This window comes from Falsigemmobacter faecalis, assembly GCF_003863335.1.
Lineage (GTDB): Bacteria > Pseudomonadota > Alphaproteobacteria > Rhodobacterales > Rhodobacteraceae > Wagnerdoeblera > Wagnerdoeblera faecalis.
Window position 1 is genome coordinate 1 of record NZ_RRAZ01000055.1, and the last position, 12,464, is coordinate 12,464.

A 12,464-nucleotide genomic window follows, 5' to 3' on the forward strand; every position below is an offset into this window, starting at 1 on the left:
GCAATCGTCATCTTCTGGATATGATCAATGAGTCCTGAGCCTAGCCCGCCGCCTGAAGACCCTGAGCGGCCTCACGCCTTACGAAGGCATCTGCAAAATCCGGACTTCAGAGCCGGAAAAATTGATCCTAAATCCGATCCACCAGATGCCGGGACTGAACACCTAGCCTGACGGCCTTCGCCTGCCCGGTCGTGAACCGCTTCAAGTCCGGCACTGCCGGGATCTGCCGTCCGGGTTGAAAGCAATCGGTGGAGTAGAAATCGCGCTCGGGGACTGAACTCAGCAACCAGCCTTCCGTGATACCGACCTGCGTATCTGCCCCGAGACCGCCGTCGGTCAGCACTGTCCGATTTCTTCACTGGGGGCCCGGCCTGAAATGCAGGTCTCTGTCAGGCCCCAGTTCCGTAAGTTTTCGGCGGTTATGCTGCAAAACAGGCCTGGAAATGACGCGATCAATGTGGAGGCTCCATTTCTGATCAGGCCGGAACGCAGCCGCGAGAAGACTCATGCGCTTTGTGTCACCCTGGATGAGGCTGCGAAAGACGCGCCCGGCAGCAGCCCCTTTCTGGGCCGCCCTGCGCGCGGCAGAGAAAAATCATCGGTCACGGCACAGCCACACCTACGGTTCATGGCATCTTTCCCTTTCAAGGGCAGAGCTGCACACTCCGGCTTTGCGCAGGAACTGTTTAAAGACCGTCATGTTTGCATGCGCCCCCGGGGCGAGGCCACCAGACAGGTCCCGGCGGACAGGATCCGGCTCCGGGGCACTGAGGTCTGGAGTTCAGCCTCTGCTTTCAGGCGGTGCAGATCTGCGCGGATCAAGGCCTCAACAGCAGCTCGGGGGAAAGCTGCCAAAAGGCGCGCCGGGGCGACGTCGCAACCTCCAGGCCAGTCATTGAACGGGCATTGCCGCAAAAAAGCCCGCCGGGCGGTCGCGCAGCTCTGACAGCGGGTCCGCAGGATTGCCGGGGCTGGCGAAAATCTCTGCAGTGCGGCGGGAAAAATTTTTGTCACACCGCTGCCAGCCGCATGCTGCGGAACAGCAGGCTCTGTCCCCGCCGCGAAACTTCCCGGCAGACTGCCGCGGAGGCCCGCCGGACGGCCCCGCCCGACCTGCTGAAACAGCGGCCGGAGATGGCGGGTCCGGACCCGGGGACCGGCCGGCAATGCCACAGGAATCCGGTCATATTTCTGAAATCATCACATCTGCGCAACGCGTTAAACGTAAGGGAGCGCGGCGGCCCGCGGGCCCGCTTACTTCCGGGGGATGATCACCACTTCGCCGTTTTGCACCTTTCGCTGTGCCACAAGATGGTCGGCGAAATGGCGCACCTGCCCGACGCTGCCTTTTAGGATTGAGACCTCAAGGCATTCGTCGTGATCCAGATGCACATGCAGCGATGAGACCGTGAGATCGTGGAAATCATGATGCGCGGCCGTCAGCCTGCGCGAGACTTCGCGGGCGGTGTGGTCATAGGTATAGACCATCGCCGCCACACAGGGCGCGTCGGATGCGGCCTCGACCCGCGCGCGCGCGAGGCCCGCCCGGGTCAGATCGCGGATCGCTTCTGAGCGGCTGGTATAGCCGCGCTCCGCCATCACATGGTCGAGGTCATCCATCAGATCATCGTCGAGAGTTACCGTGACGCGCTGCATCGGGCTTCCTTGTGATTAAAAAGAGGGCAGTTTATCAAAGCCCGCGCTTCGTGATCTGCAGAAACTGCCCTGCAGAGCCCGCCTGCGCAAGGCTTCCACTTGCAACCGGGTCGTGCAAGTGGATAAGCGAAAACTGAAGATTGCTCATACTGCGGAATGCCCGATGACCCTTCTGCCGAAAACGCTGGCCGCTCTGCTCCTCTCGGCAGGCCTGGTGCAGGCGGGCGGGCCGTCGCTGGTCCTTGCCATCGGCGGCGAGCCGGAGACCGGCTTTGATCCGGTGATGGGCTGGGGGAGCTACGGCAATCCGCTCTTTCAATCGACGCTTCTGAAACGCGACACCGATCTTGCCACCACCCCGGATCTTGCCACCGACTGGCGGCTGTCTGAGGATCGGCTGACCTGGACGATCACGATCCGCGACGATGTAAAATTCTCGGACGGCAGCGCGCTGACGGCGCAGGATGTGGCCTTCACCTTCACCACCGCCAAAGCCGCCGCGGGAGAGCGCGATCTGCAGGTGATGAAAGGCGCAGAAGCCATTGATGCGCATAGCCTTCGCATCACGCTGACAAAGCCCTGGATCACCTTTGCGGAGACGTTTTACACCCTTGGGATCGTGCCCGCCGCCTCTTACGGGCCCGGCTATGGGCGCAATCCGCTGGGGTCCGGCCCCTTTCGGCTGGTGTCCTGGGCAGAGGGGGAGCAGATGATCGTTGAGCCGAACCCGGTCTATTATGGCGCAGCGCCCCCCTTCGGGAAGCTGACGTTCCTTTTTACCGGGCAGGACGCGGGCCTCGCGGCCGCTCAGGCGGGGGTCGCGCATCTGGTCTCGGTCCCGGCGCAGCTTGCAGAGGCCCTGCCCCCGAAGTTTCGGGCGGTGCGCGCACGGACCGTCGATAATCGCGGACTGAGCCTGCCTTTTGGTCTGCCCGCCGAGCGGCAGGGGCGTCAAACCGGCCATGCCGTGACCGCAGATCCGGCGATCCGGCGCGCGATCAACCTTGGGATTGACCGCAGCCTCGTGGTCGATGTGGCGCTGCATGGCCATGGAACCCCGGCCTTTGGCTCGGTGGACGGGCTGCCCTGGTCGGATCCGCAGGACCGTGTCGCCTATGATCCCGAGGGCGCGCTTGCGGTGCTGGACGCGGGCGGCTGGCGGCCTGGCGCGGACGGCATTCGCGTCAAAGACGGGCTGCGCGCGGGCTTCCGCATCCATTATCCGGCGGCGGATGCCACCCGCCAGGCGCTTGCCGAGACCGCAGCCGAGCTGCTGCGGCCCTTAGGGATTGAGGCAACGCCGGTGGGGGGCAGCTGGGAAGCGATCGGGCGGGTGATGCATTCCGAGCCGGTCGTCTTCGGCTTTGGCAGCCATTCGCCCTGGCAGCTCTACAGCATCTTCAGCTCTGATCTGGGCGGTGTGGGCTGGGCCAATCCCACGTATTACGCTAATCCAAAGGTCGACGCGCTTTTCGCACGGGCCCAAAGCGCTGAGAGCCTTGAGGCCTCCTACCCGCTGTGGGCGGCGGCGGCGGCGGAGTTCGGACTGCAGAAAGACAATGCCTGGGCCTGGCTGGTGAATCTGGATCACGTCTATTTCGTCAGCGACTGCCTTGAGATCGGGCCGACGCAGACAGAGCCTCATGGCCATGGCTGGCCGGTCACCGCGACCCTTGCGCAGTGGCGCTGGAGCTGTGAGTAAGTGGCGGGTATTTTTCTGATCCTGCGGCAGATTTTGCTGCTGAGCCTGGTTTCAGCGGCGGTTTTTGCGCTGATGAAGGTCTCGCCGGTGGATCCGGTCGATGCCTATCTCGGCCCCGCCATCGCCCATGTCAGCCCCGAACAAAAGGCGCAGATCGCGGCCTCCTGGGGGATTGACCGCCCCGCGCATGAACAGTTTCTCGCCTGGGCGGGCCATCTTCTGAGCGGCGATCCCGGCCATAGCACGACCTATAATGCGCCGGTTCTGCAGGTGCTGGGGGACCGCATCGGCCCCTCTCTGGCGCTGGCCGGGGGGGCCTGGGCGCTCTCGGGGCTTCTGGGTTTCGCGCTTGGGCTTCTGGCGGTGGCGGCGGGCGGCTGGACGGATCGGGTGATCCGGCTTTACTGCTATGTTCTGGCGGCAACGCCGACCTTCTGGCTGGCGATGCTGCTGCTGATGGTCTTTTCCGTCCGCCTTGGCTGGACGCCGATCTGCTGTGCGGGCCCGGTGGGGCTGCCCCCGGAGGAGGTGAGCTTTGCGCAAAAGCTGCATCATCTTGCACTTCCGCTGACGGCGCTGACGCTGTTTGGGGTGGCGCAGATCGCCCTGCACACCCGGGTCAAACTGGCGGAGGTGATGCAGTCTGACTATGTGCTGATGGCGCGCGCCCAGGGGGCGGGTCAATGGGACATCATCTGGCACCACGGGATGCGCAATGCGGCGCTACCGGCGGTTACGGCGCTTATGGCCTCGGTGGGCGAGATGATCGGCGGCTCGATCCTGGCCGAGCAGGTCTTTGCTTGGCCGGGCCTTGGCCGCGCCACTGTGGATGCCGGGATGAAGGGAGATGTGCCGCTGTTGCTGGCCATTGCGCTTTTGACCACGCTGGTGGTCTCGGGCGGCAATCTGATGGCCGACAGGCTTTACACCCGGCTCGATCCGCGGATGTCGGGGCGATGAGCGGGCGTCTGAGCGCGGTGCTGGCCGCCGCACTGGCCCTTGTGCTGATCCTCGCAATCGCAGTTTTCCCGCTGCTGCTGGGCGATCTTGGCCTTCGTGCGGAGTTCAGCGCCCGCAACCTCGCCCCTGGGGCGTCACATCTTTTCGGGACCGATCAGATGGGCCGCGATATTCTGGCCCGTTCGCTGCACGGGCTGGCGCTGAGCCTCTGGGTCGGGCTGATTGCGGCGGGGCTGTCAGTGTTGATTTCGGCCCTGATCGCCATGGCCTCGGGGCTGGGGCGGCGGGCGGATCAGGTTGCGGGGTTTGTGACCGACGGCTTTCTGGCCATGCCGCATCTGATGCTGCTGATCCTTTTGGCCTTTGCCTTCGGGGGGGGCACGACGGCGGTCATCCTGGCGGTGGCGGTCAGCCACTGGCCGCGCCTCGCGCGGATTTTGCGGGCCGAGCTGTTGCAGATCCGCGCCGCGCCCTATGTAGAGACCGCCCGCGCGCTTGGCCGTTCGCGGCTGCATATCACCTGGCACCACATCCTGCCGCATCTGCTGCCGCAGATGCTGGTGGGATTTTTGCTGATGTTTCCCCATGCGATCCTGCATGAGGCGGCGCTCACCTTCCTTGGCTTCGGGCTGGAGCCCTCTCGCCCGGCCATCGGCGTCATGCTGTCAGAGGCGATGCGCCACATCAGCGCCGGGCGCTGGTGGCTGGCGGTGTTTCCCGGCGTGATGCTGCTGGCGCTGGTGCTTTCTTTCGAGATGCTTGGCACGGCGCTGCGCCGCCTGATCAGCCCGAGAGAGGCGCAATGCTAAGCATCCGACATCTCTCCCTGCGCTTTCGCCGCTACCAGGGCCTGCTGCGCCAGAGCCAGGTGACACGGCTGTCGGACCTCAGCCTTGATGTCGCGGCGGGGGAAGTTCTGGCTGTCGCAGGGGCCTCAGGGGCGGGCAAGAGCCTGCTGGCCCATGCGATTTTAGGCCTTCTGCCGCCCAATGCCATCACTGAGGGCGCGATCACATTTCAGGGCCGGCGTATTGATCAGGGCTGCCCCCCGGGGCTCCGCGGCCGGCGGATTGCGCTTGTGCCGCAACAGATCAGCCATCTTGATCCCCTGGCCCGCGTGGGGGATCAGCTCACCTGGGCGCTGCGCCGCACAAAGGCAAAAGGCGCGCCCGTTGAGATCCTCGCACGCTTTGGCCTTGGGCCTGAGGTGCTGCGGCTTTACCCCCGGCATCTTTCGGGCGGGATGGCGCGGCGGGTTCTTCTGGCCATGGTGAGTGCCGCAGCCCCGGATCTGCTGATCGCCGATGAGCCGACCGCCGGCCTTGATCCGGAGAACCGTGACATGGTGCTGGCCCTGCTGCGCGGCCACGCCACGCGCGGCGGCGCGGTTTTGCTGATCACCCATGACCTCGCAGCGGCTTTGCCCTTCAGCGACCGGGTCGCGCTTTTGCGCGACGGAGAGCTGTGCGGGATGGAAGACGCGCGCGATTTCACCGGCACCGGCACCGGCGCGGCGCTGTGCAGCCCCTTTGCACGGGCGCTCTGGCGGGCGCTGCCGGGGAACGGGTTTGACGCCAATGCTTGAAGCGCGCAATCTCGCCGCCGGTTTTGGCCGAAAGCCGCTCTTCGCAGGCCTGAACCTTGCGCTGCCAAAAGGGCAGATCCTCGGGCTTGAGGGGCCGTCCGGCGCGGGTAAAACCACCCTTGGGCGGACACTCGCGGGTCTGCACCCGGCTTTGCAGGGCGAGGTCACTCTGGACGGGGCCCCCCTGCCGCGCCGGGGTCGCCAGCCGGTGCAATATCTGCACCAGAGCCCGCTGCTGGCGATGAACCCGAGATGGCGGATTGGAAAAGTGCTCTGCGAAGCTGCCCCGGTGTCTGAGGCGCACTGCAGCGCCTTTGGCATTGAGGCCGGTTGGCTGCAGCGCTATCCGCATGAGCTTTCGGGCGGGCAGCTTCAGCGCGTCTCGATCCTGCGCGCGCTGGCGGCACAGCCTGCATTTCTGATTGCCGATGAGATCACCGCCTCGCTCGATCAGATCTCACAGGTGCAGATCTGGCAGCTTCTGGGGGGGATATGCCGGCGCGAAGGCATTGGCCTGCTTGCCATCAGCCATGACGCGCCTTTGCTGTCGCGCATCGTGACGGCGGGGCAGATCACCCTCTCGCGGGGCTGACGAAGGCCCGGTTGCCGGGCCCCCGCAACAGCGGCAGGTAAAAGCGCCTGCCTTTGGTCAGGCAGGCGCGGTCATCCCCCGGAAGGGTGTCTTCCGTCGTCGGGACAATCCCTCAGAACTTCAGCTGAAAATGAGCGCCCATATCCGGCTCTCCTTCGGTGAGTTTGCTCTTCACAACGCTCCAGAAGAACTTCAGCCCGCTTTCGGGGCCAAGCCAGACTTCTGCGGTTCCGGGCTGCAGATAGATCAGTTCCAGATCCGGGTCCTGCCTGCCCTCATCAAACCACAGCTTCGCCATCGCACTCCAGACTTCATCGAGCTTTTCGCGATCATCAGAGCGGTGCAGCACACCCTGAACCGTCACATAAAGCGCTGTGGAATCATTGCTGACGATATAACGGCTTTCGGCATTCGCGGCGGCGGCCGCCGCCATATCCGTGCCTTTGGCGGTCAGAAACCAGATCCGTCCGTCTTCCGGCTCAAGGTTGTGGGTCATAGGGACGAAGCGGCCGCTGACCTCAAGCATACCGCTGCGGCAGTCTTCGAGGCGGTCCCAGAACTCTTTACGATGCTCAGTGGTATACTGCGGGTTCGTCTCAGTCATGGCGCAATTCCTGTGATGAAAGTGATGCGGGCCAGAGGCCCCCGCCGCAGAGAGAACCGGGCCTGCCCGATTGCGTTCCCTGTGGGGTGCGAAGAGGCCCGGCGGCGCTGCGGCACAACGGGCCTCGGTCGCGGCTCAGTGATGATGCTCGGGCATGGCCTTCAGCTGGTCTTTCGTCCAGGTGGTCACCGCATGCACCACACCGGATTCGTCGCGCATGAAATCCAGATCGCGCGCGGGAACGGCGACGGGCTTGGCACCCATGCCGAGAAAACCGCCCACATCAATGATCACCTGCGCCTCCGGGCCAGAGCCATGGACATGCGCTACGCTGCCGATCCTTGCATTTTCGGGGCCATAGATCGCGGCGCCGCTCAGCACATGGTCGGAATATTCAGCCGGGGACAGGCGGGAGTGGCTCGAATGGTCCATGGGAATGCTCCTGCGTTCATGGATGGAGCATGTTTAATCGCTAAAGCGCGGGAATGATCCCGACGCCTTCTGAAAGCGGCGGGAAACCGCGCGCAGGCCGCCTGAAAAGCCATAAGGCCCCGGCGGGACGAACCCGCCGGGGCCTGACAGGAGCGGTCGCCGTCAGGCGGTCTCTCTCATGTTATTGTCGATCGCCCAGGCCCCGGGGCCGGTCGTGACCAGCATCAGAAAGACGAAGCTGAAAAGGATCGCAGCATCGCCGCCATTCGCCACCGGCCAGAGGTTCTGCGGCGCATGAGCCATGAAATAGGCGGCGGCCATATGGCCCGAAAGCACAAAGGCCACCGGACGGGTAAAGAGGCCAAGGACGATCATCGCCCCGCCCACCACCTCCAGAAGCGCCGAGACCAGCGCCAGACTGCCAAGCGTGCCTGGCCCCGGAACCGGAAAATCGAAAAGTTTCTGAGTGCCATGCGCGAAGTACAAAAGGCCGGCCATAATGCGCAGCAGGGCAAGAGCATAGGGACGGTAGGCATCGAATTGAGTGAACATTTCTGACTCCTCATGCGAGCGTTCGGGGAGCGTGAACCCAATCTCTCCCCCGAACAAGCGCCATGATAAGCGCGCCCGCTCAGCAGCCGCAGACGATGCAAAATGCCCAAAGCGGGGCGGAGCGCGCTTTGGGCAATGTCTTACGCGACCTCTGAAGCGGGTCCGTTATTCGCCGCCGTTGGTGGCGCGGTCGTTCTGGCGGGCGCGGCGGTCACCGGTTTCACGGTTCTGCCCGCCGGCGTTCGGTTCTGTGTTGCCGCGGATTTTACCGGCGTGTTTTTCCGCCGCCACGCTCATTTTTGACTGCTGGGCCTCCTGGGCCACGTTGAACCTGCGGTTCTCAGCCTCTTTGTCGATACCGGGTCGGGTCATGATCTGCTCCTCCATCTGGTGAAGGGTTAACCGGCCCTGAAGGATCGGGTTCGCACACAGTGCTGTGTGCAGGCGAAGCTTTGCCGCGACGCCAGGCCCCCTTCAGTCAAAAATCCCGCTTTCAGCCGCAGGTCCGCCCGACTTCAAAAGCTCCGGCACCTCTGAGGCCGGGACCGGGTGGCCGAAGAAATAGCCCTGCCCCACATCACAGCCCCGCGCCTTCAGCAGCGAGGCCTGGATGGCGGTCTCAATGCCTTCCGCCACCGTGGTGATCCCGAGTTTTCGGGCAAGTTCACAAACCGCATCAACGATCACGCTGTCTTCTGACCCGGGGCCCCCGAGGCGCGAAATGAAGGAGCGGTCAATCTTAATGGTATCAACGGGAAACTGCTTAAGATGGGTCAGCGAGGCATAGCCGGTGCCAAAATCATCCAGCGCAATGGTGATGCCCGCGCGCGAAAGCTTTTGCAAAATCTCTTCCACATTGCGCGCCTTCTGGCTGAGAAAGACCGTCTCGGTCACCTCCACCTCCAGCACCGAGGGCGGCAGCCCGGCCTGGGCCAGCCGGGTCAGGATGCGCTCAGCGAAATCTCCGCGCAGAAAATCACCCGAAGCGCCGTTGACCGCGATGCGACCGACCTGCAGCCCCATGGCCCGCCAGCGCACAATATCGGCGATGACGCAGTCAAGCATCCGGTTTGTCAGCTGCACCGACAGCGCCGGATCCGCCAGCGCCGCGCTGATCGCTGAAGGCGGGCGAACCCCCTCCGGATGCTGCCAGCGCAGCAGCGCCTCAAAGCCTGAGGGGGCCCCACTTCGCAGGCAGATTTTCGGCTGATAAAAGGGCACAATGCTGTCGTCCTGCAGCGCCGCGCGGGCATCCGACAGCATCTGCGTCTCGCGCATCGCCTCATCACGGATGCCATCTTCGAAGAAGCGGATATGGCCCGGGCCCGGCTTTTTGGCGGCATAAAGCGCAAGATCGGCGCTTTTGTGCAGCTCTTCCGCGGTGGTGCCATCGGTAAAGGCCACTGCCGCACCCGCACTCAGGCTGACGCCGATCTGACGCCCGTTAAAGCGCACCGGCTGGCTTAAAGCGGCGATCAGATCATCGACAAAGTCTTCGGGCGGGCCATTCCCGTCCGGATCAGGCAGGATCAGGGCAAATTCATCTCCCCCGAGCCGCGCCACCGTGGCCGCCGCGGGCGCCGAACGCTGCAGCCGCCGCGCCAGCTCGCGCAGCAGAGTGTCGCCCGCATCATGGCCCCAGCCATCATTCACGCCCTTGAACCGGTCGACATCAAGGACCAGCAACAGCACCCGGCTTTGCTGGGGTTCGGCCTTCAGAAGGGCCGACTGCAGCTCCTGGTTGAATTTGGCGCGGTTCGCCAGACCGGTCAGAAAATCATGATGCGCGGACTGATAAAGCCCCGCTTCATATTCTTTCTGCCCCGTCACATCCTGCAGCGAGCCGATCAGCCGGATCGCCTTGCCCTCTTCATTGCGCACCACATAGGCGCGCGAGGCGAGGCTGCGGTATTCCCCGCTCATCGCGCGGCCGCGAAACTCGCTCGCCCAGAGCGACTGTCGGGTTTTCAAAATCTCCGTCAGCTCATCCATCAGTTTCTCCCGGTCATCGGGATGGACTTTTTCCATCCACCAGGACACGGAAACCCCTTCTTTATCAGCGGGATAGCCCAGTACGGCAGTGGCGGCGCTGTTCCACAGAATGTGGTTGGTGGCAAAGGTCAGATCCCAGATGATATCATTGGTGGCAAGCGAGGCCAGGCGGTAGCGCTCTTCGCTTTCCTGCAGCCGCCGCTCGGCCGCGACCTGTTCGTGGATGTCTTCCAGATTGCCATACCAGGCCGTCACGCTGCCATCCGGCGCGCGGCGCGCCGAGACACGGGCGCGAAACCAGCGGTAGCTGCCATCGGCCAGCCGGATGCGGTAGCGCGTATCGCCCCGGGTCTCGCCGCCCACGGAAATCACATACTCCCAGCCGCCGCGGGCCATCACCGCATCATCGGGGTGCAGCGCGCTGAGCCAGCCCCAGCCAAGGCCTTCGGAAAGCGGCCGCCCCGTGAGCCGCGCCCACCGCGGGCTCAGCTCCGTCAGCGCGCCGGTGGGGTCTGCGATCCAGGGGATCTGCGGATTCAATTCCACCGAGGCGCGGTAATGCTCCTGGCTTTGCTGCAGAGCCTCAATCAGCCCGTGCATTTCTTCGCGCGAGTAAAGCAGATCTGCAAAGGTCTGATAACTTGTTTTAAGAGAATGAATAATCACCACTGAGGCGCAGATAAACATCACCCCCGTCCCGATCAGATACCACTCGCCTGAGGTCAGCAGATGTGCCGTCACCGGCACCGAGCCGAAGATCAGCACAAACCAGCCCGCGATCGGCAGCGCCTGCAGGCAATAACAGCAGCTGATCACCCCCACGAAGACATAAAGCGCAATCGCCGGCTGCCGCGGCGGATCCACCCCGGTCAGCAACAGATAGCACCAGGCCCCGAAGACCGCACTGATGCCCGCCGCGACCACCACGCTCGTTTTCAGATAGCGCTGAATATCAACCGGCTCTGCCCGCGAGCGGCGCAGCCAGATCACCGCTCTTATGCCACTCATCAGCCCCAGCAGCAGCCCGCCGCCGAGGCTGTGAAGCCGCGGCACCACATCAAAGGTCGCAATCGTGAGGAAGGTGATATTCACCGTCATCAACGCGTACATCAGCGGGATCTGTCGTCGCAGGCCGTTGAACTGCGCCCGCAGAACGACATCGGAGTCGTGGAAAATCTGCCGGAGTGGATCTGACTGCATCGCATACTCCTGCAGCCATTTTGCTCGGCTGCTGCCTTTCCGGTAGGACACGTTTTTACAAGCTTAACGAGCCGTCAAGGGGTCAACGCAACTTCCACGCCTGGTGGTTCCAATATTTTAACGGGAATATCGGGAGGAAGGGGCCCTGGCGCACCCCCCGGATGTCCCCCCCCCGGCTTCCCGGGCCTTCTGCAGTCGCTTTTGCTGATGGACGGCTTTGGAACATTCATACGCCGCAGCCGTTCATCAGCAGAGCCGCCAGAACCCGCACAGGCGTGCCATCATGAAGACCCGAACCCTCGATGATCTGTTCCCCGATCTTTTGAGGGATGTCTGGTATGCCGGGCGTAAGATCCTGAAAGCCCTGCCTGAAATGGCCTGTGGCGCGCAGTCTGCTGATCTGAAAGCCGCCTTTGAAAAGCACCGCGACGACACCGAAATCCATGTCGAGCGCCTGCAGCAGGTCTTCGACATCCCCGGCAAGACCTGCCCGGCCATTGAGGGCATCCCCGATGAGGGCGAAGAGGTGCCGGAGGCATTCAAGGAGTCACCCGCCCTTGATGCAGGTCTCGTCGCCGCCGCCCAGGCGGTCGCGCATTACGAGATCAGCCGTTACGGCAGCCTGCGCAACTGGGCAAAGACCCTGGGTCAGGGTGAAATCGCCGAAATCCTGCAGACTACGCTCGATGAGGAAGAGAAGACCGACGACGCGCTGACCGCGCTTGCCGATCGTTCGATCAACCGCGCCGTTCTCAAAGCCGCCTGATCTCAGCCTGAGCATGTTCCCTGCGGCAAATCCTGGCGGAGTGTTGCGACTTTCGCCGCAACGCTCCGCCGTCAGCAGTGGCCTGACAGAATGTCAGGCTGTGCCCCGCGAGATGCCCTCATCCTGAACCCGGAAGCATTTCGCGATAATGACCTGCAGCCTCACGACACTTTCTGCCCGGCATCTGACGATCCGCGCAGGCAGTGGCAATCTGAGATGGTTCTGTTGATCTGAACAAGTTCCGGGCGTTTTATAAGTGGTTTTCCGCCTCGGTTACGCCGCCACCGCTTCGGGCATCGGCTGATTGAAGCAGGCCTGATCGGGGGTTTTCCCGTCAAGAGATGAATGCGGGCGGCGGCGATTGCAGAAGGTCAGATACCGGCCGATCCCGGCCCGGGCCTCGGATACGCTGGCATAGGCGCG

12 protein-coding genes and 2 pseudogenes are annotated in these 12,464 nt (G+C 63.6%); 7 read left to right on the forward strand and 7 right to left on the reverse strand.

Features of this window, described 5'->3' with window-relative positions; genetic code table 11:
- Nucleotides 1-37 precede the first annotated feature (37 nt).
- Nucleotides 38-166, forward strand: a pseudogene (locus EG244_RS21175) (IS481 family transposase); the annotation flags it as partial.
- A 1,088-nt stretch (nt 167-1,254) separates the two neighbouring features.
- Here the strand turns inward: EG244_RS21175 and nikR are convergent.
- Nucleotides 1,255-1,656 carry a nickel-responsive transcriptional regulator NikR gene (gene nikR, locus EG244_RS19225; protein ID WP_124966773.1) on the reverse strand — a complete coding sequence of 134 codons (402 nt, stop codon included), beginning with the start codon at nt 1,654-1,656 and terminating at the stop codon, nt 1,255-1,257.
- 163 nt (nt 1,657-1,819) lie between these two features.
- Here nikR and EG244_RS19230 point away from each other — a divergent pair, with 163 nt between their 5' ends.
- The 5 genes from EG244_RS19230 to EG244_RS19250 are packed head-to-tail and all read left to right on the forward strand — an operon-like array spanning nt 1,820 to nt 6,495.
- Nucleotides 1,820-3,358, forward strand: coding sequence for an ABC transporter substrate-binding protein (locus tag EG244_RS19230; protein ID WP_124966774.1), 1,539 nt, complete (start codon nt 1,820-1,822; stop codon nt 3,356-3,358).
- Nucleotides 3,359-4,318, forward strand: a complete 960-nt coding sequence (locus EG244_RS19235; RefSeq protein WP_233589080.1) for an ABC transporter permease — start codon at nt 3,359-3,361, stop codon at nt 4,316-4,318.
- A complete protein-coding gene (locus EG244_RS19240; RefSeq protein WP_124966775.1) occupies nt 4,315-5,127 on the forward strand; it encodes an ABC transporter permease in 813 nt (270 codons plus the stop codon). The genes EG244_RS19235 and EG244_RS19240 overlap by 4 nt, the downstream gene beginning before the upstream one ends.
- The gene (locus EG244_RS19245; protein ID WP_124966776.1) at nt 5,121-5,903 is read left to right on the forward strand and encodes an ATP-binding cassette domain-containing protein; all 783 of its coding nucleotides are present in this window, start codon (nt 5,121-5,123) and stop codon (nt 5,901-5,903) included. The genes EG244_RS19240 and EG244_RS19245 overlap by 7 nt, the downstream gene beginning before the upstream one ends.
- Entirely contained in the window at nt 5,896-6,495 is a 600-nt protein-coding gene (locus EG244_RS19250; protein WP_124966789.1) for an ABC transporter ATP-binding protein, read from the forward strand. The genes EG244_RS19245 and EG244_RS19250 overlap by 8 nt, the downstream gene beginning before the upstream one ends.
- Nucleotides 6,496-6,607: 112 nt before the next feature.
- On the opposite strand, the gene EG244_RS19255 is transcribed toward EG244_RS19250, so the two are convergent.
- From EG244_RS19255 to EG244_RS19275, 5 genes are all read right to left on the reverse strand, one after another.
- Nucleotides 6,608-7,099, reverse strand: a complete 492-nt coding sequence (locus tag EG244_RS19255) for a pyridoxamine 5'-phosphate oxidase family protein (protein WP_124966780.1) — start codon at nt 7,097-7,099, stop codon at nt 6,608-6,610.
- A gap of 135 nt (nt 7,100-7,234) precedes the next feature.
- Nucleotides 7,235-7,531 carry a PRC-barrel domain-containing protein gene (locus EG244_RS19260; RefSeq protein ID WP_124966781.1) on the reverse strand — a complete coding sequence of 99 codons (297 nt, stop codon included), beginning with the start codon at nt 7,529-7,531 and terminating at the stop codon, nt 7,235-7,237.
- Between the two features lie 162 nt (nt 7,532-7,693).
- On the reverse strand, nt 7,694-8,083 hold the full coding sequence (locus EG244_RS19265) for a DoxX family protein (RefSeq protein ID WP_124966783.1): 390 nt from the start codon (nt 8,081-8,083) through the stop codon (nt 7,694-7,696).
- 165 nt (nt 8,084-8,248) lie between these two features.
- On the reverse strand, nt 8,249-8,455 hold the full coding sequence (locus EG244_RS19270) for a hypothetical protein (protein WP_124966784.1): 207 nt from the start codon (nt 8,453-8,455) through the stop codon (nt 8,249-8,251).
- 102 nt (nt 8,456-8,557) lie between these two features.
- Nucleotides 8,558-11,275, reverse strand: coding sequence for a putative bifunctional diguanylate cyclase/phosphodiesterase (locus tag EG244_RS19275; protein WP_124966786.1), 2,718 nt, complete (start codon nt 11,273-11,275; stop codon nt 8,558-8,560).
- Nucleotides 11,276-11,558: 283 nt separating this feature from the next.
- Between EG244_RS19275 and EG244_RS19280 the strand changes: the two genes are divergently transcribed.
- Nucleotides 11,559-12,041, forward strand: a complete 483-nt coding sequence (locus EG244_RS19280; RefSeq protein ID WP_124966787.1) for a YciE/YciF ferroxidase family protein — start codon at nt 11,559-11,561, stop codon at nt 12,039-12,041.
- 273 nt (nt 12,042-12,314) lie between these two features.
- On the opposite strand, the pseudogene EG244_RS19285 reads toward EG244_RS19280, so the two are convergent.
- Nucleotides 12,315-12,464, reverse strand: a pseudogene (locus EG244_RS19285) (integrase core domain-containing protein); the annotation flags it as partial.